Genomic DNA, 23,745 nt, shown 5'->3' on the forward strand with positions numbered 1-23,745 from the left:
AGCAACGAAACCGGCGCCCGCTGTCGCGGGCGGGCGTCAGTTATCTCGTGTCAGCAACCGGCTTTTCAGATCGCTCATGGCGCGAACGAAGACTTTGGTATCGTCGCGGGCGCGAGCCAGCACCAGCGCCCCCTGAATCACCAGCAGCGCGTCGTCGGATTTACGCCGCGCGGTCGCAGCGCTGTCGCCGAGCCGCCGCAACGCGCCGGCCAGTGCATCGCCCCAGCGTGCGAAATAATCATGGACTTCGGTAGCGAACGAATCCCGCGCCGCCCCGAGCGCGACCACCCCGACGAGACACACCCGCCCGCCGGATTTGAAATAACCGGTCACCGCCTCGATCATGTTGCCGATGGCGCGCGCCGGATCGTCGCTGGTGCGCAGCGGCGCAAAGACGTTGACGTCGAACCAGGTGTCGATTTCCGTCAGCACTTCGGCGGCCATCTGCTGTTTGCCGCCGGGGAAGAAGTGATAGAGGCTTCCCTTGCCGAGCCCGGTCGCCTCGCCGATCAGCGACAGCGTCGCGCCCTCGTAACCGTGGGCGCGGAACACCTCCGCCAGTTGCGGCAGGATGTCCGCGCGTTCTGCGATCGTCTTCGTCATGGTTCTCCTGCCATTGCCGCGCTTACCTCGGAACGGGCGCGAGTTCCGGCACATCCGCCGGACGCGGGCCGGGCGCGGGCCAGTGGAAGCGGCGTTCGCTCTCCTTGATCATCACATCGTTGATGCTGGCCTCGCGGCGGCGCATCAGCCCTTCCGCGTTGAATTCCCAGTTCTCGTTGCCATAGGAGCGAAACCACTGTCCCGCGTCGTCGTGCCATTCGTACTGGAATTTCACCGCGATAAACTGGTTGTCGAACGCCCAGAGCTGCTTGATCAGCCGGTACTCGTGCTCCTTCTCCCATTTGCGGGTGAGAAACTTCACGATCTCGTCGCGGCCCTGAATGAACTCCGAGCGATTCCGCCAGATGCTGTCCTCGGTATAGACCTGCGCCACCCGGACGGGATCGCGGGAATTCCAGCCGTCCTCGGCGCCGCGGACCTTCTGGGCGGCAGTTTCTCTGGTGAACGGGGGAAGCGGCGGACGCGACATGGCAAACTCCTCACTGTACCGATAGGTACAGCAACTCTGTACCTATCGGTACAGTGAGTCAAGCAATGGATTCACGTCCCTCCCTGGTCCGCCTTCATCGCGATCCGCAGCGCCTTGGGGATCGGCCGCGCCCGGCCACCGGAGACGAAGGCGACCTTGACCCGCGCCTCGATCAGCACGTCGCTGCCGCGACGGACCTCCTGCCCGAGCGTGATCGACGCGCCGCGCACATCGAGTGGCACGGTGACGATCTCAAGCACGTCGTCCATCCGCGCCGATTTGAGATATTCGATCTGCATCGCACGGACGACAAAGGCAAAGCCCGGCGCCTCGCTCTCGGCCTCCGCGAACAGCGCGTGCTGGTCGGCGCCGAGCAGCCGCAGATAGTTGGTGCGGCCGCGCTCCATGAAGCGCAGATAATTGGCGTGATAAACGATGCCGGTGAAATCGGTGTCCTCGTAATAGACCCGCACCTGCATGACGTGCTTGCCGTCATCGATCGCGCCGTCGAGCGCTTTCAAATGCCCCTCGCCCATTGCGGATTTACTCATCGTCCTGCCCGAACATGCCGAACTGCGCCGGATCGCGCGACGGCTCGGCAAGACCGAGATGCTTGAACGCATGCGACGTCAGCAGCCGCCCGCGCGGCGTGCGCTGCAGATAGCCACACTGGATCAGATACGGCTCGATGATGTCCTCGATGGCATCGCGCGGCTCCGACAGCGCAGCCGCCATGGTCTCGACGCCGACCGGTCCGCCGCCATAGTTCAGCGCAATCGTCGATAGATAACGGCGATCCATCGCGTCGAGCCCGGCGTTATCCACTTCGAGAGCGCCGAGCGCGTTGTCGGCGATCTTGCGATCGATCGATGCCGCATCGGCCACCGAGGCGAAATCGCGCACCCGGCGCAGCAAGCGTCCGGCGATGCGCGGCGTGCCGCGCGCGCGGCGGGCGATCTCGTTGGCCCCGTCCGGTGTCATACCGATGCCGAGCACCCGCGCACCACGAGTCACGATTTTTTCCAGCTCGTCCTCGGTGTAGAAATTCAGCCGCACCGGAATCCCGAAACGATCGCGCAGCGGGTTGGTCAGCAAACCCGCCCGTGTGGTCGCGCCGACCAAAGTGAATTTCGCCAGATCGATCTTGACTGAGCGCGCCGCCGGTCCCTCGCCGATGATGAGATCGAGCTGGAAATCCTCCATCGCCGGATAGAGTACTTCCTCGACCGCCGGATTGAGCCGATGGATTTCGTCGATGAACAGCACATCGCGTTCTTCGAGATTGGTCAGCAGCGCGGCAAGATCGCCGGCCTTGGCGATCACCGGCCCCGAGGTGGCGCGGAAGCCGACGCCGAGTTCGCGCGCCACTATCTGCGCCAGCGTGGTCTTGCCGAGCCCGGGCGGCCCGACGAACAGCACATGGTCCAGCGCTTCGCTGCGCTTGCGCGCGGCGTCGATGAACACCTGCAAATTGGCGCGCGCCTGCGCCTGGCCGACGAACTCCGACAGGTTCTGCGGACGCAGCGAGGTGTCGCCGATATCATCGGCGCGGCGCTCGGGCGTGACGATGCGCTCCGGCATTACTTAACATTCCTACGAACTACTGTCTCATACTCGGGAATATGTTGACCAATCCTCTCATAAGAAATCATTCGATCGAACTTCTTACATTCAGCGATATTGCCTAGAAGATACGATTTCGGCGCGATGATAATCGTCTCAAAATCATCATAAGATACCCACTTATTCTTCATCATCTGCCGAGCACGAGGCGCGTAATCATCAGCTTGGTATTGCACCAACGGCGCTGAGAATTTGTTCTCGATATGCAAAGCAACCCGCCTCTCACCGTCTTTGAACACCAGTAAGATGTCGGTTTCTGACTGGCGTCCTGTGTCCTTGACTGAACACCACCAATGCCGCCACCATGCTTTTGCTGGCCGCTTCGCCTGCTCCTCCGCCAGCAAATCTACAGATTTGGCAACCGCCGCAAATTTCGTCTGGCTCAAAAGCCAAACTGCAAAACCTTTGTCGACCAAAACTCGTTCCGCAAAAATCGCGCACAAATAATCTTCGCTTATGGTAGTTGTAGCTGAACTACTCACTTCGCCAGTTCCTTCAGCCCGAGACGGATCAACTGTGCCGTCTCCGCCTTGTCGCCGGCATTGCGCGCGGCTGCGGCAATGGCAGCCGCCGCTTGCGGCTGGCCGTAGCCGAGATTCACCAGCGCCGAGATCGCGTCCGAGACCGGACGCGGCGCGCGATTGTCGTCCAGTGCACCGGCCAGATGCACCACGGCCGGATCGAGCGTTGCGAAGGCCGGTGTCTTGTCTTTCAGTTCAGTGACGATGCGCTCGGCGACCTTCGCACCGACACCCGGCGTGCGCGACACCGCCGCCTTGTCGCGCAGCGCGATTGCATTGGCGAGATCGGACGGCGGCAACGTCGACAGCACCGCCAGCGCGACCTTGGCGCCGACACCCTGCACGGTCTGCAGCAGGCGGAACCATTCGCGCTCCATGTCGCTGCGGAAACCGAACAGCTTGATCTGATCTTCGCGGACATAAGTCTCGATCGAGAGTACCGCTGCCTCGCCGGGCGCGGGCAACGACTGCAGCGAGCGCGCTGAGCAATGCACCTGATAGCCGACGCCCTGCACGTCGAGGATCACATAGTCCTCGCCGTAGGAATCAATCAGGCCTTTGAGCTTGCCGATCATGCGATTGACTTATTGTGGTGTGTGACAACTCGCTGACATAAATCAACAAACTCTAGATAAGCTAAATCATGCTTGGCATCATTTGTACGCCAGCTACAGATTCTGAATACGGCTGCACCGAGACCATCTCCAACGTGATCGACAGTAGGTAACAGGCCATACGAGGATTTGTATGCCCTACGACCAATCTTCGATTCCACGTTGTTGTACGTACTCACTAGGTCCCATCTCAATTCTTCGCCAGTATACGCATCGCGACCTTCACACACTTCCACCGCACGGTGGATAGCGAGTTTATAAGATGCGATAGTCGCGTTCTCATTACCTCGTTTTTTATCCCTCTGGGCGTGAGCTGTCGCCTTTCTATGAAGCCATCTTTCATAGACCTTTTGGTCCAACAAAGCTGCGACAGTATCTGGCAACTGATATTTGCGCGCCCTTGCGATCATAGACCCGCCACCTTCAGCTTGAGCATCACACTCTGCCGGTGATGGGCATGGGTAATGGCAATCGCCAGCGCGTCGGCGGCGTCGGCGCTCGGCGGATGGGCCTTCGGCAGCAGCACGCCGAGCATGACGCGAATCTGGTTCTTGTCGGCGTGCCCGGCACCCACCACGGTTTTCTTCACCTGATTGGGCGCGTATTCCGCCACTGAAATTCCGAACAGCGCCGGCGCCAGCATGGCAACGCCGCGTGCCTGGCCGAGCTTGAGTGTCGAGGCGCCGTCCTTGTTGACGAAGGTGTTTTCCACCGCCGCCTCGGCGGGGCGGAAATCGCCGAGCACGCGGGCCAGCCCCTCGTGGATCGCGAGCAACCGCTCCGACAATGAAAGTGTGTCACGCGATTCCACCGAACCGCAGCCGACATAGATCAGCCGGTTGCCGTCAACGTCGATCACGCCCCAGCCGGTGCGGCGCAGGCCCGGATCGATACCCAGAATTCGAATCGCGCGAGACGTCATGCCCTATGATAGCCGAAACCGCGCGAAAGGTCCGGCCTTCACAGCAGGCTGCCGCGCAGGATCAGCAGCGCGGCGCTGAAATAGATCATCAGCCCGGTGACATCGACCAGGGTGGCGACGAATGGCGCCGACGCGCTGGCAGGATCGAAGCCGACCCGTTGCAGCGCGAACGGCAGCATCGAGCCCACCACCGAGCCGAACGTCACCACGCCGACCAGCGCCACAGCGACCGTCAAGCCGACCAGCAGCCAGTGCTCGCCATAGTCATAAATTCCGAGCTTCTGCCACAAGACGACCCGGATGATTCCAATGACGCCAAGCCCGGCTCCGAGCAGAAATCCGGTCGGAAGCTCACGCAGCATCACCCGCCACCAGTCCGACAACTTGACATCGCGCAGGGCCAGCGCACGGATCAAAAGCGAGGTCGCCTGCGAACCGGAGTTGCCGCCGGAACTCATGATCAGCGGGATGAACAGGGTCAGCACCAGCGCCTTTTCCAGTTCGCCCTCGAAATGCTGCATGACGCTGGCGGTCAGCATCTCACTGATGAACAGCACGGCGAGCCAGACGCCGCGCTTGCGGATCATGTCGCCAAGGCCGATCTGCATGTAAGGCTCCTCGATCGCCTCCATGCCGCCGAACTTCTGCACGTCCTCGGTGTTTTCCTCGATGATGGCGTCGATAACGTCATCGAATGTCACGATGCCGAGCAGATGCGCGGTCTTGTCGGTCACCGGCACGGCCAGAAGATCATGGCGCGCAATCAGCCGCGCCACGTCCTCGCGGTCGACCAGAGGAAATGTCGTGATCGGCGTCACCGCCAGCGACTGGATGCTGTCCGTCGGCTCGCCCGCGATCAGGCGGCGCAGCGACACCGCGCCGATCAGACGGCGGGTGACCGGATCGAGCACATAGATCGCGTAGACGGTTTCGCGGGTCCGTTCGACCTGCCTGATGTGCTGGAGCGTCCGCTCCACGGTCCAGTTGGCGGGCACGCTGACGAATTCCGTCGTCATCATCGCGCCGGCGGTGTTCTCCGGATACGACAGCAGGCCGGTAATGGCGTTGCGCGAGGCCGCGTCGAGGCTCTGCATCAGTTCGCTGCGCGGCGGGTCCTGCATTTGCTGGACGATGTCGGCGGCCATGTCGGCCGACATCCCCGCCAGCAGCGGAACCGCGATATCATGCGGCAGCGCCTCGATAATCTCGGCCCCGAAATCGAGGTCCGGCTTGTCGAGGATTTCGATCGCGGTCTCGCGCGGCAGCAGCCGCAACACCTCGGCGGCCTCACCGGGCGTGAGCTTGTTGAGAATATCGACCGTATCAGCGACGTGTTCGCCGGCCAGGGTGGCCGCGACCACAGCCGCGTTGAAACCGCCTTCTGAGGCTGTGTAGGTTTCCGTCATAGCTCACCTTCGGGATCTGCCGGCAACGGCAGGGTCGGTGAGCTTCAAGCGCTCTCAGACCGCACGGACCATTGTCGGCAAAGTACGTTGACTGTCGCTTGGCATGGTTGAGAGTTTCCGGTGACGCAGCGCGCGATCAAACGATCCCGTGCCACCTGACGCTGACATGGGCTTTCACCCTATCGGCGTCAAGAAAAATCAGCAGAGAACGCGACGAAAGAACGAGAGTGCGGCTCAGCTCGCCATCTTGGCGGCAAGCGCGTCCGACACTTCAAAATTCGCATAGACGTTCTGGACGTCGTCATGCTCGTTCAGCAGGTCCAGAAGCTTGAACAGCTTCTCGCCGGTCTCGTCGTCGACCATCGTGGTGTTCTGCGGCTTCCAGGTCAGCGCCGCCTTGCGCGGCTCGCCGAACTTGGCTTCGAGCGCCTTGGCAACGTCGCGAAACGAGTCCTGCGTGGCGTAGATTTCATGGCCGTCATCGCTCGAAGCCACATCGTCGGCACCGGCGTCGATTGCGGCCTCGAGCATGTCGTCGGCGGAGGCGACCTTGGCGTCGTATTCGATGACACCGAGCCGATCGAACATGAAGGCGACCGATCCGGTTTCGCCGAGGTTGCCGCCGGACTTGGTGAAATAGGAGCGGATATCGGACGCCGCGCGATTGCGATTGTCGGTCAGCGCCTCGACGATCACAGCGACGCCACCGGGACCGTAACCCTCGTAGCGGATTTCATCGTAGTTCTCGCTGTCGCCGCCGATCGCTTTCTTGACCGCCCGCTCGATGTTGTCCTTGGGCATATTCTCGCCGCGGGCCGCGACGATCGCCGCACGCAGGCGCGGGTTCATTGCCGGGTCCGGCGTGCCGAGCTTGGCGGCGACGGTGATTTCGCGCGCCAGCTTGGAGAACACCTTGGAGCGCATTTTGTCCTGCTTGCCCTTACGGTGCATGATGTTCTTGAATTGGGAATGTCCGGCCATGCAGGGTCTCTCTTGCGCGCCGCGGGGGCGCCTGGTTCCGTTAACGGAAAAGGAATACGGCGCGGGGTTATAGGCCCGGTTTCTGCAAAATTAAACCCGCAGCGGCGATTTTTGGTACGGGAGTGTGGCGACGCCCCGCCAACGGCATATGCCGGTTAACCCTGAATTCACGCGGGAATGAGAGGCTTCAGCTTCCCGACATCTCGCGAGATACCTCATGGCGTTCGGTCTTTTCCGGAAGCGGCTGCCAGAACCGGCGGCTCCCGAAGCGGTCCAGGCGCAGCCGGACGCGAGCCCGGCCGCACCGGGCGAATCCTCCGACAATGCCCATGAGATCCTGCAGCTTCTGGAGCTCGAACTCGGCGCGATGATTCGCCAGCTCGAACGCGCCGCCCATTCGGTCGCCTCGGGCGCGCAGTCGACTGCGACCACCCTGTCCGCCATCCGCGAGCGCGCCGACGCCCTCACCGGCCGCACCGCCGATGCCCAGACCACCGCCGCAACCTTCACCGAGGCGGCGGAGAAATTCACCCGTTCGGCGCAGGGCATCGGCGCGCAGGTGCGCGATGCCAGCCGCCTTGCGGATGAGGCCGGCGCGGCCGCGCACGAGGCCAGCGTCAATGTCGAGCGGCTGCGCGAATCCTCGGCGGCCATCGGCAATGTCGTCAACCTGATCGCGAGCATCGCCAAGCAGACCACCCTGCTGGCGCTGAATTCCACCATTGAAGCGGCGCGCGCCGGGTCCGCCGGGCGCGGCTTCGCCGTGGTCGCGTCCGAAGTGAAGGCGCTTGCGGTTCAGACCCAGAATGCCACCGAGGAGATCAAGGCGAAGATCGACACCCTGCAGCAGGACGCGGCGACATCGTTCGATGCGGTGCATCGGATCACGGCGGCGATCGATGCGATCCGGCCGGTGTTCGAGCACGTCAACGGCGCGGTCGCCGAACAGAACGCAACCACCGACGGCATGACCCGTAACGCGACGTCGGCCTCGACCTTCATCGCCTCCGTGACCGACAGCACGGCGGACATCGACGTCGCCACCCGCGAAGCCGAAAAGCACGGCGAGGACGTCGCCGAGGCCGGCAAGGCCGTGACCACGTTCGCCGAAAAACTGAAGACACGCTGCGCGGTTCTGCTTCAGCAGGGTGACGCATCCGAGCGCAAGCGCGAGCGGCTGCCATGTCATCTCGCGATCGAAATCCAGACGATGCAGGGCCCCATCGCCGCAGCCGTCTACGGCCTATCGCAGACCGATGTCCTAATCGCCGGCGCGAATGCTCAATCGATTCCCGCGCATCAGATCATGACGGCGAAACTTGAAAACATCGGCGAGTGCCGGATTCGTGTCACCGAGCATTCACCGGCGGGCGCGATCGCCGAATTCGTCAACGCCGACGCGGCGCTGAACGACCGGATCGAAGACATGGTGTGGTCGATCCATGACGAGAGCACCGAGTTCGTCACCCGCGCGATGGAAGCAGGCGCAGCACTCACAAAAATATTCGAGAGCGCCGTCGCCAATGGCAGCATGTCGCTCGACGACATGTTCGACGAGAATTATGTGCAGATCGACGGGACCGAGCCGGTTCAATACCGGACGAAAATGCTGGACTGGGCTGAGCGCACGCTGCCGGAATTCCAGGAAGCGTTTCTGGCCAAAGATTCGCGGATGGCGTTCTGCGTGATGATCGACCGCAACGGCTATCTCCCGGTGCACAACAAAATCTATTCCAAGCCGCAACGCCCCGGCGACGTCGTGTGGAATACCGCCAACAGCCGCAACCGCCGCATCTTCAACGATGCCGCGGGCCTCGCCGCCGGCCGCAATACACGGTCGTATCTGATCCAGACCTATGCGCGCGACATGGGCAACGGCCAGACCGTGATGATGCGCGAGATCGACGTGCCGGTTCGCGTCAACGGCCGGCATTGGGGCGGCTTCCGCACCGCCTACAAGATGTAAGCGGCACTGCCGGCTAGCCTGCCGTCCAGAATTCCGGCTTGGCCTGATCGAGATGCGAACCGATGCGAACCGGCGCGACCCGCTGCGCAAGGCCGGTGGCGTCGTCGGTTTCAACAGCGATGCCGCTCAGAGTCGCGGGACCATCGGACGCAGCATAGCGCGCCGCCGGATAGCCGCGCAGGAAACGTCCAAGCGGCTCCTCGCGATCCATGCCGATGATCGATTCATAATCACCGGTCATGCCCGCGTCGGTCATGTAAGCGGTGCCGTTCGGCAGGATGCGATGGTCCGAGGTCGGAACGTGCGTGTGGGTGCCGACCACGAGACTGGCGCGGCCGTCGCAGAAATAGCCGACCGCCTGCTTCTCGCTCGACGCCTCGCCGTGAAAATCGACCACGATGGCGTCGGCCGCTTCGCGCAACGGACAGGCATTGAGTTCGCGGTCGATCGCCGTGAACGGATCGTCGCACGGCGCCATGAAAATGCGGCCGATGCCGTTGACCACCAGTGCGCGCTGGCCGTTCTTGGTGTCGATCAGTGCGGCACCGCGGCCCGGCGTCCCCGGCGTGTAGTTTACCGGACGGATCAGGCGCGGCGCTCGCTCGATGAATACCAGCGCCTCACGCTGATCCCATGAATGATTGCCGAGCGTCACCGCATCCGCGCCGGCGTCGAGCAGTTCCTGGTAGATTGCCTCGGTAATGCCGAAACCGCCGGCGGCGTTCTCTCCATTGACGACGACGAGGTCGAGTTTCCAGTCACGGATCATACCGGGAAGCATATCCGTGACGGCAGCACGCCCGGTACGCCCCACCACATCGCCGACAAATAATATGCGCACGTCACAAGCTCCGCAGATCGATCACTTCCCGGTCAGTTAGCACGAGATCGAGGGGCGCGTCGTGCTCCGATGACGGCACGGACTCAATTTCCTGCACAGCGAACGCGACGCCGACGGCGGTAATTTTCTTCAATTTGCGCAACAGCGGAAGGGTACGATCGTAGTAGCCCGCGCCGTAACCGATGCGATGGCCCGCGCGATCAAACGCTGCGAGCGGTACCAGTACGATGTCGGGATCAACCTCCTCCGCGTCCGATGACGGCTCGAAGATTCCATATGGCCCGCGCACCAGCGGCGCATCCGGCGTCCATTCGCGAAACAGCAGCGGCTGTCCGGGTGCGATCGAGACCGGCAGCGCCAGCGTCGCGCCTTTCGCCATCAGCGTTTCCATTAGCGGAAAGGGGTCGATCTCGCCGCGGATCGGCGAGAAGCCAGCGACGATGGCGCCGGTCGGCAGTTCGACCGGCAGATCGCGCGCCGCGATCGCCTGCGCGCCATCGTGACGCTGGCCATGGCTCAACGCCTCGCGCCGTGCCAATGCCGCGGCGCGCAGAACCTGCTTCATGCTTTGCGAAGATTGCATCGCCTACTCGGTATCGTCCTCGCGAAGACAGGTGCCCAAGAGGCCATGGTCAATGGCGCCAGAAAAGAAGGAGAAAAGACCAATCCCAGATTACCCCAAAAACGGCAGATGCACCTATCACCCAAAACAGTTTATCTCCCTTCGAATTAGAGAACAAAAGCCTCAAGAGAACAGCCAAAATTAATGCAATAAAAATTACCACCGTGGCGGGGACCAGCAGCATGAAAAATCCGAGGTCGCCTTGCGCCGCACCCGCGCCGGTTTCTCTACTTCCAGTGAAGGCGGCGATTGCAAGAAGAAACGATAGTCCTGCACAAATTAGCGCAAGAACCTTCGATATTCCGGACGCTACCGAATAGCGATCCAACGTCATGGCCGGCATACGGGCATTTTCATGATGGCGCACAGTCAACAAGACGTGGATGCCCGGCACAAGGCCGGGCATGACAACGATCAACCGTTGAGATGAAAAGTGCGAGGCCGCGAACGCCGTTGAAGCACTCGATCCCGGAGTTCCCTACGAAAGTAGGTGGGCACCATATGTCCGGGTCCACGGACCCGGCCAGGGACAGTTCCCTAAAGGATCGATAAGGCCCCGGGGATATATGGCTCCTGACGCGCGACGCAGCTTCGCCTGACCAATGTAGCGACAATTGCCCGCTGCCGCCAGCGGCGGCAGGAAGATTAAGCGACGCGAATTCCGGGTCAACCGAGCGCGATGCCGTTCCCGGCCGGGCGATTGAGCGCGACGGTCATCTTTTCAATCCGGTCGGAGGCGACATTGAGCGCCTTGGCCACCGCCGCCTGCGTGGCGCGGGCGCGATCCGCCGCCGCGACCCGGACATCGCGCAGCGCGTTGAGTTCTTCCTCGAGCGCGCGAATCTTTTGGTTGGCGTCCACCAGTTCGTCGGCGATCGTCAGCGCGGCCATCACCGTCAGCCGCTGATCGCCGATTTCTCCGAACTTGCCGCGCAGGCTGGCGACCCGCGTCTCAAGACTTTCGGCGAGCCTCAGCAGCCGCGCCTCCTGCCCCTCTTCGCAGGCCATGCGATATTGCCGGCTGTTGATGGTGACATTGACGTGGCTCATGAAGCGTCCTCCGCGTCGATGACCGAGCGAATGGTGTCGATGGCGACATCGAGCCGCTGCGCGATCTCGCGATTGGCGTTCTCCAGTTCGCGCGAGCGCACCAGCGTGCCGTCGAGTTCGTTGGCGAGCCGCGACCGGTCATGGCCCAGCGCCTGAATCCGCGCCGCCAGTTCATCCTCGCCACGGTCGGTCTCGCGCCGGCGCTCCACCGCGCTCTCAAGTGCATCGAGTGCCGCTGCCAGCCGCCGCGTCGCGACTTCAATCTCGCTCGGCCCCGCCGTGGCGGGATCGGGAGTGGCTAGTCCATTGGCAGTACGGTCGATCATGAGAAACGGCAGGCCTCTTGCGTTGACGTGACGAACGGAAAATCTCGGCAGTCCGGCCGGCACCGGAAAACAGCGGCCCGGCAAGCGCTTAGACTGCGAAATTTACGGCCCGATTGAGCGGAGCGCAACGGCGGCGGCAAGCTATGCACCGCTAAGAGAAATTGCCGTGCGAGGACGCTCCCGAGGCCTTGGACTCAACGGTTTCGGGGTGCTATCCACCCGCCAATGACGGTTTTTTGACCTCCACGCCCATTCAGCGCCGAACCTTCCCGCGAAGTCGTTGGCGCCGAACGTCCATCCACATCGAATTCAGGCGAGTGCCCAATGACTGCCAAGGCCGAGACTCCGCGCGTCGATCCGTCCCGTATGGCCAACGCGATTCGCGCGCTCGCGATGGACGCGGTCGAACAGGCGAAATCCGGCCATCCCGGCCTGCCGATGGGCGCAGCCGATGTCGCCACCGTGCTGTTCAGCCAGTTCCTGAAATTCGACGCCGCCGATCCGGCATGGCCGGACCGCGACCGCTTCGTGCTGTCGGCCGGTCACGGTTCGATGCTGCTGTACGCGCTGCTCTATCTCACCGGCAATTCGTCGATGACCATCGACCAGCTCAAGCGGTTCCGCCAGCTCGGCTCGCTGACGCCGGGACATCCGGAAAATTTCGTCACACCGGGCATCGAAACCACCACCGGTCCGCTCGGACAAGGCATCGCCACCGCCGTCGGCATGGCGCTGGCTGAACGCCACATGGCGGCTGAATTCGGCAGCGACATCGTCGATCACTACACCTACGTGCTCGCCTCAGACGGCGACCTGATGGAAGGCATCAGCCAGGAGGCGATCGCCTTTGCCGGTCATCTCAAGCTCAACAAGCTGATCGTGATGTTCGACGACAACGGCATTTCGATCGACGGCGCGATCTCGCTGTCGGATTCGGTCGATCAGCTGAAGCGTTTCGAGGCCGCCGGCTGGGCCGCCGAGCGTGTCGACGGCCACGACCACAAGGCGATCGCCGACGCGCTGGCGCGGGCGCAGAAGTCCGATCGCCCGACCCTGATCGCCTGCAAGACCATCATCGCATTCGGCGCGCCGACCAAGGCGGGCTCGGAGAAGTCGCACGGCTCACCGCTCGGCGCCGAAGAGATCGCCGGCGCGCGCAAGAAGCTGAACTGGGACGCGCCGCCGTTCGAGATTCCGGCCGATATTCTCGGCGCCTGGCGCGCGGCCGGATCGCGTGGCGCCAAGGCGCACGACACCTGGACCAAGGCGCTGGCTGCGAAGGACGCATCGGCGCGCGCCGAATTCGAGCGCCGCACCAAGGGCGAACTGCCGGTCAAGGCTTTGACCGATGCGGTCGCCAAGGCGAAGGAAGCAATCGCCGCCGCGCCGAAAGACATCGCGACCCGCACCGCCTCCGAACACGCCCTCGAAGTACTGACTGCAGCGGTGCCGGAAATGATCGGCGGCTCGGCGGATCTCACCGGCTCCAACAACACCCGCGTCAAGGGCATGGTCGCGATCTCCGCCAACAATTACGGCGGGCGTTACGTGAACTACGGCATCCGCGAACACGGCATGGCGGCGGCGATGAACGGCATGACGCTGCACGGCGGCCTCATCCCCTACTCCGGCACGTTCCTGGTGTTCTCTGATTACCTGCGACCGGCGCTGCGTCTTGCGGCGCTGATGGGCGAGCGGGTGATCCACGTGCTGACCCACGACTCCATCGGCCTCGGCGAAGACGGCCCGACCCATCAGCCGGTCGAGCACGTGGCGGCGCTGCGCGCGATCCCGAACCTCAACGTGTTCCGGCCCTGCGATACCGTCGAGACGCTGGAATGCTGGCAACTGGCGCTGGAAGCCAAAGAGCGTCCAAGCGTGCTGGCGCTGACCCGCCAGAACCTGCCGCAGCTTCGCCGCAGCAACGACGCCGCAAACAAATGCGCCGCCGGCGCTTATGAAATCTCCAGGGCCGACGGCGAGGCGAAAGTCTCGATCTTCGCCTCCGGCTCGGAAGTCTCGCTCGCGGTTGAGGCCCAGAAGCTGCTCGCCGCGCGCGGCATTCCGACGCGGGTGGTCTCGGTCCCCTGCATGGACCTGCTGCTGGAAGGCCCCGAAGCCGCAAAGGCGGCGATCATCGGCACCGCGCCGGTGAAGGTCGCGGTCGAGGCAGCAATTCGTCAGGGCTGGGATGCAATTATCGGCTCCGACGGCATTTTCGTCGGCATGAGCGGTTTCGGCGCCAGCGCCCCATATAAGGACCTCTACAAGCACTTCGGCCTCACCGCGGAGGCCATCGCCGACGCCGCACAAAAGCGCGTTTGATCCGGTTACCTAAAAGGGAACCGGGCGCGGCTTGCGCATTGCATCGTGGCGTCATTCGGGGCAAAAACTGCCCCGAAATCATGAGTTTCGAACCTTTGAGGAGAAGTTGAATGGCAATCCGGGTCGCGATCAATGGATTTGGCCGCATTGGCCGCAATGTGCTGCGCGCAATCTACGAATCGAAGCGCACTGACATCGAAGTGGTCGCCATCAACGATCTCGGCCCGGTTGAAACCAATGCCCATCTCCTCCGCTTTGACTCGGTGCACGGCCGGTTCCCCGGCGAAGTGACAGTCGATGGTGACTCGATCAGCCTCGGCAACGGCAAGATCAAGGTGACCTCGGGCCGCGATCCCTCGGCCCTGCCGTGGAAGGAACTCGGCATCGACATCGCGATGGAATGCACCGGCATCTTCACCGCACGGGACAAGGCCGCGGCGCATCTGACCGCGGGCGCCAAGCGCGTGCTGGTCTCGGCTCCGGCCGACGGCGCGGACGCCACCATCGTCTATGGCGTCAACCACGACCAGCTGACCAAGGATCACCTCGTGATCTCGAACGGTTCGTGCACCACCAACTGTCTCGCGCCGGTCGCCAAGGTGCTGAACGATACCGTCGGCATCGAGACCGGCTTCATGACCACGATCCACGCCTACACCGGCGACCAGCCGACCCTCGACACCCTGCACAAGGATCTCTATCGCGGCCGCGCCGCGGCGATGTCGATGATCCCGACCTCGACCGGCGCCGCCAAGGCGATCGGCCTCGTGCTGCCCGAACTCAATGGCAAGCTCGACGGCGTCTCGATCCGCGTTCCGACGCCGAACGTTTCCGTGGTCGATCTCAAGATCGTCGCCAAGAAGGCCACCACCAAGGAAGAAATCAACGACGCGATGAAGCGCGCCTCGCAGCAGCAGCTGAAGGGCATCCTCGCCACCACCAATGCGCCGAACGTGTCGATCGATTTCAACCACGATCCGGCATCGTCGACGCTCGCCTTCGACCAGACCAAGGTTCAGGGCGGCACGCTGGTGCGCGTGCTGTCGTGGTATGACAACGAGTGGGGCTTCTCCAACCGCATGTCCGATACGGCCGTCGCGATCGGAAAGCTGATCTAACCTCCGATGCGTCATGCCCGGCCTTGCGCCGGGCATCCGCGCCTTAGAGGGCAGCAAGACGTAGATGGCCGGGACAAGGCCGGCCATGATCAAATTGAGTGAGACATGACCACATTCCACACCCTCGACGATGTCGATGTGAAGGGCAAACGCGTGCTGGTGCGCGTCGACCTCAACGTGCCGATGGACAACGGCCGCGTTTCCGACACGACGCGGCTGGAGCGCATCGCCAACACGATCACCGAGATTTCCGACAAGGGCGGGAAGGTTATCCTGCTCGCCCATTTCGGCCGCCCCAAGGGCAAGGTCGATCCGAAGGAAACGCTGAAGCCGGTAGCGACCACGCTCGGCTACGTCCTGCGCCGCCATGTCGGCTTCGCCGCCGACTGCATCGGCGAAGTCGCCGAGAAAGCGATCGCGGGAATGAAGGATGGCGACATCCTTTGTCTCGAGAATACCCGCTTCCACGCCGGCGAGGAAAAGAACGATCCGGCGTTCGTGAAACAACTTGCCGCGCTTGGCGACATCTGGGTCAACGATGCGTTTTCGGCAGCGCACCGCGCTCATGCCTCGACTGAAGGCCTCGGCCACGTGCTGCCTGCTTACGCCGGCCGTACCATGCAGGCCGAACTCGACGCATTGGCAAAGGCGCTCGATGCGCCGGCTCATCCGGTGATCGCGATTGTCGGCGGCTCGAAGGTCTCGACCAAGCTCGACCTTCTGGAAAATCTCATCAGCAAGGTCGATGCGCTGGTGATCGGCGGCGGCATGGCGAATACGTTCCTGCACGCTCAGGGCGTGAATGTCGGCAAGTCGCTGTGCGAGAAGGATCTCGCCGATACCGCGCGCCGCATTCTCTCCAAGGCCGAGACCACCAATTGCGCGATCATCCTGCCGGTCGATGGCGTGGTCGCTTTCCATTTCGAGGCCAATGCGCCATCGCACGCCTATGGGCTCGATGCCATTCCGGCCGACGGCATGATCCTCGACATCGGTCCGCAGTCGATCGAGCGCGTTCGCTCGGCGATCGACGACGCGGCGACGCTGGTGTGGAACGGCCCGGTCGGCGCCTTCGAAATCGCGCCGTTCGACCGCGGTACTGTGCAGGCCGCCAAGCACGCCGCTGCCCGCACCAAAGCCGGCAAGCTGATCTCGGTGGCCGGCGGCGGCGACACGGTTGCGGCATTGAACCATGCTGCCATCGCCGACGATTTTACGTATGTTTCGACTGCGGGCGGGGCATTCCTGGAGTGGATGGAAGGGAAACCTTTGCCGGGCGTCGAGGTTTTAAGGACGGGTGCGAACCGATAATTTTGCCGGATTGCTCGCGGACAGTCGCACCATGACCATCAAGACGGATGGAACGCCGCAGGCGCCATCCGAACAAAGCGGAGAATAAAGACATATGGCTCGCATCACGTTGCGGCAGTTGCTCGATCATGCGGCGGAACACGACTACGGCGTGCCGGCCTTCAACATCAACAACATGGAGCAGGCGCTCGCCATCATGGAAGCGGCCTCCTCGCTCGATGCGCCGGTCATCATCCAGGCCTCGCGCGGTGCGCGCTCCTATGCCAACGACGTCATGCTCAAGCACATGATGGATGCAGTGACCGAAATCCATCCGCAGATTCCGGTGTGCGTGCATCTCGACCACGGCAACGAGACCGCGACCTGCATGACGGCGATTCAGGCCGGCTTCACCTCGGTGATGATGGACGGCTCGCTCAAGGCTGACGGCAAGACCCCGGGCGACTGGGCGTACAATGTCGGTGTCACCAAGACGGTGACCGACATGGCGCATCTCGGCGGCATCTCGGTCGAGGGCGAACTCGGCGTGCTCGGTTCGCTGGAAACCGGCATGGGCGACAAGGAAGACGGCCACGGCGCCGAGGGCAAGCTGTCGCACGACCAGCTTCTGACCAATCCCGACGAGGCTGTGAAGTTCGTCAAGGAGACCCGGGTCGACGCGCTGGCGATCGCGATGGGCACCTCGCACGGCGCCTACAAGTTCACCCGCAAGCCGGACGGCAATATCCTCGCGATGAACGTGATCGAGGAAATCCACCGCAAGCTGCCGAACACCCATCTGGTGATGCACGGCTCGTCGTCGGTGCCACAGGACCTGCAGGACATCATCAACAAGTTCGGCGGCCAGATGAAACCGACATGGGGCGTGCCGGTCGCGGAAATCCAGCGCGGCATCAAGAACGGCGTGCGCAAGATCAACATCGACACCGACAACCGGATGGCGATGACCGGCCAGATCCGCAAGGTGCTGAGCGAGAATCCGAGCGAATTCGATCCGCGCAAGTACCTCAAGCCGGCGATGGAAGCGATGACCAAGCTGTGCAAGGCGCGGTTGCAGGAATTCAACACCGCAGGCCAGGCCAGCAAGATCAAGAAGGTGCTGACCACCGCCCAGATGGCGCAACGCTACGCCAAGGGCGAACTCGATCCGAAGATCGCGTAGCCACCTGAAAGAACCTGACGTTCTGTCGTGATGGTCGGGCATAGCCGTTCGAAGAACGGCGTCTCTTCCGCTCGCCTATGTCCCGGCCATTTCGATTTGAAGGACAGCCCTTGCGGCGCACCGCGAACGGTGACAACAGATTTTGACATGACTTTGCGGTAAGGAATTTCCTGCCCCCCTTTTTTGGCCGCACTCCGGAGGCATCAAGCTCGCACCATGGCCGCCAAACCAGCTTCCCTGCCGCCTCCGCCGCGCATCTATCTCGCAACGCCGCCCGTGGCCGATCCCGCGGCCCTCGCCGCAAGCCTGCCTGCGCTCCTGGCCGCGGCCGATATCGCGGCGGTGCTGCTGCGCCTCGCGCCGGCCGACGAGCGCACCATGATCACGCGGATCAAGGCACTCGTTCCGGTGGTGCAAAAGGCCGGTGCGGCGCTGCTGGTAGATGAGCATTTCGAACTGGTGGCGCGCGCCGGCACCGACGGCGCCAATCTCGACGGCATCGACCGGATGAAAGAGGCGATGCCGACGCTGAAGCCCGACCGCATCGCCGGCGTCGGCGGATTGCACACCCGTCATGATGCAATGGTTGCCGGAGAAGAAGGCGCGGACTATGTCCTGTTCGGGGAGCAGGGTCCCGACGGCGAGCGTCCTTCGACCGAGGCCATCGCAGAGCGGCTGCAATGGTGGGCCGAAGTGTTCGAACCGCCTTGCGTCGGCTTCGCCGTGACGCTTGACGAGGCGGCCTTGTTCGCCGGCACCGGCGCGGAGTTCATCATGCTCGGCGATGTGATCTGGAACGATCCGCGCGGCGCGGAAGCGGCCCTCGCCGAGGCGAGCGCGATCATCGCGAAGCGTCATCGCGAGACGTTCGAAACCGCGAAGGGATAGTGCCGGGATGATCGCGTGCCGTGCATGGATGCTTGCGTCGGGTCTGGTGTGCGGGCTTGCGTTCGCGACCACCGCATCCGCGCAGCTGTCCCTGACACCGCAACCCGAGCAGAAGGCAGCGCCGCCCAAAGCCGTCAAACCACCTGCGCCAAAGCCGCAGCCAAAGGCCGAGAGTAAGTCCGCGCCGAAACCCGCACCGGCCAAGGACAAGCCCGCGGACACCAAAAACAAGGATGCCGATAAGGCAAAGGACAAAGGCAAGGATACGACGGCCGCCGAAGCGCCGGACGATCCCAACGTCGATCTCGCTTACGGCGCGTACCAGCGCGGCTACTACCGCACAGCCGTGAACATCGCGACCAAGCGCGCCACCGAACTCGGCGATCCGAAGGCGATGACCTTGCTGGGCGAAATCTATTCCAGCGGCCTCGGCATCAAGCGCGATGATGCCAAGGCTGTCGAATGGTACAAACAGGCGGTTGAACGCGGCGACCGCAATGCCATGTTCGCGCTGGGCATGCTGCGGATCGGCGGACGCGGCGGCCCGGCCGATCGCGCGGCGGGTGCCAAACTACTGGCGTCGTCCGCCAAGCTCGGCAAGGCGGAAGCCGCCTACAATCTCGGTCTGCTCTATCTCGAAGGGCAGGTTTTCCCGCGAGATCTGAAGCGCGCGGCCGAGTTGTTCCGTGAGGCGGCGGACGCCGGCAATCCGGCGGCGCAATACGCGCTCGCGACGTTCTATAAAGAAGGCACCGGCGTCGAAAAGAATCTCGCCGAAGCGGTGAAGCTGCTCGCAGCCGCGGCGGTCGCCGACAATGTCGACGCCGAGGTCGAATACGCCATCGCGCTTTATAACGGCACCGGCACCGCCAAGAACGTTCCGCTCGCCGTCGCCCTGCTCAATCGCGCGGCGCGGCAGAACAGCGCGATCGCCCAGAACCGCCTCGCCCATGTCCTGATCAGCGGCAGGGGCGCGCCGATGGACAAGGTCGAAGGCTTCAAATGGCACCTGATCGCCAAGACAGCTGGTGCCAGCGATCCCGACCTTGATGCCCGGTTCGCGCAAATGTCGGCCGAAGATCAAAAAAAGGCCGAAGACGGCGCCAAGAAGTGGTTCGGCACCAAGTAGGGCGGGCCTGCATTCATGGCCCTTGACGCCCCCTGCTCTTTGTAGCCAATTCGCCCGTGCCGCCGAAGGTGGCCGCCATCGAATGAGCGCGCGCCTGCTCATCTCCAGTTCTCAATCAATCGTCCCGAGCCCCCGCCATGATCCAGTCCGCTCTCGTCAACGTCATGGTTAAAGCCGCGCGCCGCGCCGGCCGCAGCCTCAAGCGCGACCTTGGCGAGATCGAGAACCTTCAGGTCTCGCTCAAGGGACCGGCGAACTTCGTCAGCGCTGCCGACCGGCGCGCCGAGGAAATGCTCTATGACGATCTGACCAAGGCGCGGCCGGGCTACGGCTTTGTCGGCGAGGAAGGCGGCACCCGCGAGGGCGCCGACAAGACCAACACCTGGATCGTCGATCCGCTCGACGGCACCACGAATTTCCTGCACGGGATTCCGCAATTCGCAATCTCGATCGGGCTGCAGCGCGAAGGCGTCATCGTCGCCGGCGTGATCTACAATCCGGCCAATGACGAACTTTACATTGCCGAACGCGGCAAGGGTGCGTTTCTCAACGACACCCGCCTGCGCGTCGCCGGCCGCAAGCAGCTCAAGGACTGCGTGATCGCCTGCGGCCTGCCGCATATCGGACGCGGCGACCACGAACTGTCGCGCCGCGAGATGACGCAAATCCAGGAACGCGTCGCCGGCCTTCGCCGTTTCGGCGCGGCTTCGCTCGACATGGCGTTCGTCGCAGCAGGACGCCTCGACGGTTACTGGGAGCGCAATCTCAAGCCGTGGGATGTCGCCGCCGGCATCATCATGGTGCGCGAAGCGGGCGGCACCGTCAGCGGCATCGAAGGCGGCGACAGCGCGCTCGAAACCGGCAATGTCGTCTGCGGCAACGAGATCATCCAAAGCGAACTGGTGAAAATCCTCAAGCCGCTGGGCTGACGGCATTCTTCATTCGGTAGCGGTTTCATTCGAGGTGACTGATGACCCCATCGGTCGCCCGGGCGCACCGCTTGCGCCGACAAACTCGCCGAAAATATCAAACGGTATTGACCCACCCTGAGTTGCCGGTGCATTGCCGCGCGATCCATGCGTCGGCGATCGCGATTACAGGCGCCAGCACCTTCACCACACGCCTGGCAAAATACGTCATCATGGTGGCCCGATAAAACTTGCAACTTCAACGCCTTGAAATGCGTCACGCGGCTGGTCAAGTTTCAGTGTGAAGTTCCACGCAGATGGGCAAATCGGCGGCGATGCATCTTTTTTCCCGGCTGCGCTGTGCCATACTGACGTGCGACACCATTCATGCATAAGGATTGGCGATCCGGACATGGCGAAACCACCCGCTCCCATCACCGCAGCCGAGGTCGAAGTCACCAAGCTGTCATCGCCCCGGATTTTCCTGGTCCGGATGCTGGTTTTCCTGATCCTGTGCGGCCTTGTCGCGACCGTGCTCTACAAACAGATCTGGGCGGCGTTCCTCGCCAACCCGGGCCTCAATGCGCTAATCGGCGCAGTGATGCTGATCGGAATCATCCTGTCGTTCCGGCAGGTGATCCGGCTCTATCCCGAAGTTTCGTGGGTCAACAGCTTCCGCATTTCCGATCCCGGACTCGCCGTCGATCGCCGGCCGACGTTGCTGGCGCCGATGGCCGCGATTCTCAGCAACCGTTCCGGCCGCATGAGCATTTCGCAGCAGACCATGCGGCACCTGCTCGACTCGATCGCCACCCGTCTCGACGAGGCACGCGATATCTCGCGCTACATGACGGGGCTTCTTGTGTTCCTCGGCCTGCTCGGCACCTTCTGGGGTCTGATCGAGACCGTCGGCTCGGTCGGCAAGGTGATCGACGGCCTCAAGGTCGGCGGTGAAGCCGGCGCGATCTTCGATTCGCTCAAGGAAGGTCTGGCCGCACCGCTTGGCGGCATGGGCATTTCGTTCTCGTCGTCGCTGTTCGGCCTCGCGGGCTCGCTGATCCTTGGCTTTCTCGACCTGCAATCGAGCCAGGCGCAGAACCGTTTTTACACCGACCTCGAGGATTGGCTGGCCGAAACCGTGCGCGAATACACCGGCGACGGCACCGCGGCCTATGGCGCAGGCGCCATGACCCCGGCCAAGGATCTCGGCCCAATCATGGACAAGCTGCATGCGACGATCGAGAACATGGGCTCGACCCGCGCCACCACCACCGCGATGGCCAACCTCGCCGAAGCGATTCAAGGACTCGTGCATCACATGCGCAGCGAGCAGCAGATGATCCGCGAATGGGCCGACGGCCAGGGCGAACAGAACCGCGAGATCAGGAAGCTGCTCGAGCGCCTTGCGCGCGAGCCCGAGAAGAACTGAGAGGATTCTGATGGCGCTTTCGCGCAGCCGGCGGAATGACAGCGGCTTCAATTACTGGCCGGGCTTCGTCGATGCCCTGTCGACACTGGTGCTCGCCGTCGTGTTCCTGCTGTCTGTTTTTCTGGTGGTTCAGTTCTTCCTGTCGCAGGAAGTCACCGGCAAGGACAAGGCGCTGGAGCGGCTGAACGCGCAGATCGCACAGCTGTCGAGCCTGCTGTCGCTCGAACGACTCGGCAAAACCACGCTCGACGATCAAATCGCCCAGCTGCGCGCCGGACTGACCTCCGCCGAGGCGGAGCGTGACCGCGTCAAGAGCCTCTACGACGGCCTTGCCAGCGCCGGCGCCAATGCGAGCAGCCGTGCGACCGAACTCGGCAAGGCGCTCGACTCCGAAAAGCAGATTTCCGCGCGGGCGCTGGCGCAGGTCGAGGTGCTCAACCAGCAGATCAGCGCGCTGCGCCGCCAGCTGGCCGCTCTCGAAGAGGCGCTCGATGCGTCCGAGAAACGCGACAAGGAATCACAGACCAAGATTTCCGATCTCGGCCAGCGCCTCAACGTCGCGCTGGCGCAGCGTGTTCAGGAACTGTCGCGTTATCGCTCCGAATTCTTCGGACGGCTGCGCACCATTCTCGGTGAACGGCCCGATATTCGCATCGTCGGTGACCGCTTCGTTTTTCAATCGGAAATTTTCTTCGAATCCGGTCAGGCTGTCCTGTTGCCCGAAGGCGATGCTGAACTCGACAAGCTGGCCACAGCGCTTGTGGACCTGAGCAAACAGATTCCCGTCGAAATTCCGTGGGTACTGCGTGTCGACGGCCACACCGACGTGCGCCCGATCTCCAGTCCGCAGTTCAAGTCGAACTGGGAACTGTCGTCCGCCCGCGCCATTGCCGTCGTGCAATATCTGATTTCACGCGGCGTGTCGCCGCAGCGTCTGGTCGCGGCGGGATTTGCGGAATTTCAGCCGCTCGACACCGCCAACACGGACGAAGCCTATCGGCGCAATCGCCGCATCGAACTGAAACTGACCGAACGATAATTCTCACGTCAGCATTGCCGCATGACCACACCGTTCAACCTTCGCACTTATCGCGCCGGCGACGAGGATGCCGCCGTGGCACTGTGGCACCGGACCTGGCAGCAGGCTTATCCGTCGATCGATTTCACCCAGCGCGTGGCGTGGTGGCGCGAGCGTTGGCGTTTTGAACTGGTGCCGTCGGCGACGATCATCGTTGCCGAGCAGAACCGCAAGCTGATCGGATTCGTCACCATCGATACCACCGGCTATCTCGATCAGCTCGTGGTCGATCCAGACATGTGGGGATCGCAGCTCGGCGACGCACTGATCGGCGAGGCCAAGCTCGCCTCGCCCGGCGGCATCACACTGCTTGTCAACACCGACAACACTCGTGCGATCCGTTTCTACAATCGCAACGGCTTCCGTCACACCCACGACGACGTCAACCCGACATCGGGCCGTCCAGTCTATGCGATGGCTTGGACGCCGTGA

The 23,745-nt window shown here is 62.9% G+C and carries 26 protein-coding genes and 1 other RNA gene; 12 read left to right on the plus strand and 15 right to left on the minus strand.

Going from position 1 to position 23,745, the window contains the following annotated elements:
- Positions 1–36: 36 nt before the first annotated feature.
- The 9 genes from ASC80_RS13815 to ASC80_RS13855 form a co-directional block, all read right to left on the minus strand.
- Positions 37–603 (minus strand): TetR/AcrR family transcriptional regulator, encoded by a 567-nt coding sequence (locus tag ASC80_RS13815; protein WP_056297983.1) that lies wholly within the window; start codon positions 601–603, stop codon positions 37–39.
- A gap of 22 nt (positions 604–625) precedes the next feature.
- On the minus strand, positions 626–1,093 hold the full coding sequence (locus tag ASC80_RS13820) for a nuclear transport factor 2 family protein (protein ID WP_056297986.1): 468 nt from the start codon (positions 1,091–1,093) through the stop codon (positions 626–628).
- Between the two features lie 71 nt (positions 1,094–1,164).
- Complete coding sequence (gene ybgC / locus ASC80_RS13825) at positions 1,165–1,644, minus strand: tol-pal system-associated acyl-CoA thioesterase (RefSeq protein ID WP_244487268.1); 480 nt, start codon at positions 1,642–1,644, stop codon at positions 1,165–1,167.
- A complete protein-coding gene (gene ruvB, locus ASC80_RS13830) occupies positions 1,637–2,674 on the minus strand; it encodes a Holliday junction branch migration DNA helicase RuvB (protein ID WP_056297993.1) in 1,038 nt (345 codons plus the stop codon). Before ruvB ends, ybgC begins: the two co-directional genes overlap by 8 nt.
- A complete protein-coding gene (locus tag ASC80_RS13835) occupies positions 2,674–3,198 on the minus strand; it encodes a hypothetical protein (protein WP_156464394.1) in 525 nt (174 codons plus the stop codon). Before ASC80_RS13835 ends, ruvB begins: the two co-directional genes overlap by 1 nt.
- Entirely contained in the window at positions 3,195–3,812 is a 618-nt protein-coding gene (ruvA, locus tag ASC80_RS13840; protein ID WP_056297999.1) for a Holliday junction branch migration protein RuvA, read from the minus strand. The genes ASC80_RS13835 and ruvA overlap by 4 nt, the downstream gene beginning before the upstream one ends.
- 445 nt (positions 3,813–4,257) lie before the next feature.
- Entirely contained in the window at positions 4,258–4,773 is a 516-nt protein-coding gene (ruvC, locus tag ASC80_RS13845; protein WP_056298002.1) for a crossover junction endodeoxyribonuclease RuvC, read from the minus strand.
- 38 nt (positions 4,774–4,811) lie between these two features.
- Complete coding sequence (gene mgtE / locus ASC80_RS13850; RefSeq protein ID WP_056298005.1) at positions 4,812–6,179, minus strand: magnesium transporter; 1,368 nt, start codon at positions 6,177–6,179, stop codon at positions 4,812–4,814.
- Between the two features lie 234 nt (positions 6,180–6,413).
- A complete protein-coding gene (locus tag ASC80_RS13855; RefSeq protein ID WP_056298008.1) occupies positions 6,414–7,160 on the minus strand; it encodes a YebC/PmpR family DNA-binding transcriptional regulator in 747 nt (248 codons plus the stop codon).
- 217 nt (positions 7,161–7,377) lie between these two features.
- On the opposite strand from ASC80_RS13855, the gene ASC80_RS13860 reads away from it, so the two are divergent.
- A complete protein-coding gene (locus ASC80_RS13860) occupies positions 7,378–9,126 on the plus strand; it encodes a methyl-accepting chemotaxis protein (protein ID WP_056298009.1) in 1,749 nt (582 codons plus the stop codon).
- Positions 9,127–9,139: 13 nt separating this feature from the next.
- On the opposite strand, the gene ASC80_RS13865 is transcribed toward ASC80_RS13860, so the two are convergent.
- The 6 genes from ASC80_RS13865 to ASC80_RS13885 form a co-directional block, all read right to left on the minus strand.
- Positions 9,140–9,967, minus strand: a complete 828-nt coding sequence (locus tag ASC80_RS13865; protein ID WP_056298012.1) for a TIGR00282 family metallophosphoesterase — start codon at positions 9,965–9,967, stop codon at positions 9,140–9,142.
- A gap of 1 nt (position 9,968) precedes the next feature.
- Positions 9,969–10,550 carry a 5-formyltetrahydrofolate cyclo-ligase gene (locus ASC80_RS13870; protein ID WP_056298016.1) on the minus strand — a complete coding sequence of 194 codons (582 nt, stop codon included), beginning with the start codon at positions 10,548–10,550 and terminating at the stop codon, positions 9,969–9,971.
- A 49-nt stretch (positions 10,551–10,599) separates the two neighbouring features.
- Positions 10,600–10,995, minus strand: coding sequence for a hypothetical protein (locus ASC80_RS13875; RefSeq protein ID WP_082512575.1), 396 nt, complete (start codon positions 10,993–10,995; stop codon positions 10,600–10,602).
- A gap of 28 nt (positions 10,996–11,023) precedes the next feature.
- A non-coding RNA gene (ssrS, locus tag ASC80_RS23170) (6S RNA) lies at positions 11,024–11,184 on the minus strand.
- Between the two features lie 71 nt (positions 11,185–11,255).
- A complete protein-coding gene (locus ASC80_RS13880; RefSeq protein ID WP_056298022.1) occupies positions 11,256–11,639 on the minus strand; it encodes a cell division protein ZapA in 384 nt (127 codons plus the stop codon).
- Entirely contained in the window at positions 11,636–11,965 is a 330-nt protein-coding gene (locus ASC80_RS13885) for a DUF4164 domain-containing protein (protein WP_056298025.1), read from the minus strand. The genes ASC80_RS13880 and ASC80_RS13885 overlap by 4 nt, the downstream gene beginning before the upstream one ends.
- Positions 11,966–12,289: 324 nt before the next feature.
- Between ASC80_RS13885 and tkt the strand changes: the two genes are divergently transcribed.
- The 11 genes from tkt (at position 12,290) to ASC80_RS13935 (ending at position 23,745) form a co-directional block, all read left to right on the plus strand.
- On the plus strand, positions 12,290–14,290 hold the full coding sequence (tkt, locus tag ASC80_RS13890; RefSeq protein ID WP_056298028.1) for a transketolase: 2,001 nt from the start codon (positions 12,290–12,292) through the stop codon (positions 14,288–14,290).
- A gap of 110 nt (positions 14,291–14,400) precedes the next feature.
- On the plus strand, positions 14,401–15,408 hold the full coding sequence (gene gap / locus ASC80_RS13895; RefSeq protein WP_056298033.1) for a type I glyceraldehyde-3-phosphate dehydrogenase: 1,008 nt from the start codon (positions 14,401–14,403) through the stop codon (positions 15,406–15,408).
- A gap of 105 nt (positions 15,409–15,513) precedes the next feature.
- Positions 15,514–16,719: a phosphoglycerate kinase gene (locus ASC80_RS13900; RefSeq protein WP_056298035.1), complete on the plus strand. Its 1,206-nt coding sequence runs from the start codon at positions 15,514–15,516 to the stop codon at positions 16,717–16,719.
- Positions 16,720–16,813: 94 nt separating this feature from the next.
- Entirely contained in the window at positions 16,814–17,881 is a 1,068-nt protein-coding gene (gene fba / locus ASC80_RS13905) for a class II fructose-bisphosphate aldolase (protein ID WP_056298038.1), read from the plus strand.
- Positions 17,882–18,097: 216 nt separating this feature from the next.
- Positions 18,098–18,769, plus strand: coding sequence for a thiamine phosphate synthase (locus tag ASC80_RS13910; protein ID WP_056298041.1), 672 nt, complete (start codon positions 18,098–18,100; stop codon positions 18,767–18,769).
- 7 nt (positions 18,770–18,776) lie between these two features.
- Positions 18,777–19,898, plus strand: a complete 1,122-nt coding sequence (locus tag ASC80_RS13915) for a tetratricopeptide repeat protein (RefSeq protein WP_082512576.1) — start codon at positions 18,777–18,779, stop codon at positions 19,896–19,898.
- Positions 19,899–20,035: 137 nt separating this feature from the next.
- Positions 20,036–20,827 carry an inositol monophosphatase family protein gene (locus ASC80_RS13920; protein ID WP_056298044.1) on the plus strand — a complete coding sequence of 264 codons (792 nt, stop codon included), beginning with the start codon at positions 20,036–20,038 and terminating at the stop codon, positions 20,825–20,827.
- A 41-nt stretch (positions 20,828–20,868) separates the two neighbouring features.
- The gene (locus ASC80_RS23770; RefSeq protein WP_156464395.1) at positions 20,869–21,054 is read left to right on the plus strand and encodes a hypothetical protein; all 186 of its coding nucleotides are present in this window, start codon (positions 20,869–20,871) and stop codon (positions 21,052–21,054) included.
- A 164-nt stretch (positions 21,055–21,218) separates the two neighbouring features.
- A complete protein-coding gene (locus ASC80_RS13925; protein WP_056298046.1) occupies positions 21,219–22,235 on the plus strand; it encodes a hypothetical protein in 1,017 nt (338 codons plus the stop codon).
- A gap of 10 nt (positions 22,236–22,245) precedes the next feature.
- A complete protein-coding gene (locus ASC80_RS13930) occupies positions 22,246–23,274 on the plus strand; it encodes a peptidoglycan -binding protein (protein WP_056298049.1) in 1,029 nt (342 codons plus the stop codon).
- A 21-nt stretch (positions 23,275–23,295) separates the two neighbouring features.
- On the plus strand, positions 23,296–23,745 hold the full coding sequence (locus tag ASC80_RS13935) for a GNAT family N-acetyltransferase (protein ID WP_056298052.1): 450 nt from the start codon (positions 23,296–23,298) through the stop codon (positions 23,743–23,745).

The sequence above is a fragment of the Afipia sp. Root123D2 genome (assembly GCF_001425835.1).
Taxonomy (GTDB): Bacteria; Pseudomonadota; Alphaproteobacteria; order Rhizobiales; family Xanthobacteraceae; genus Afipia.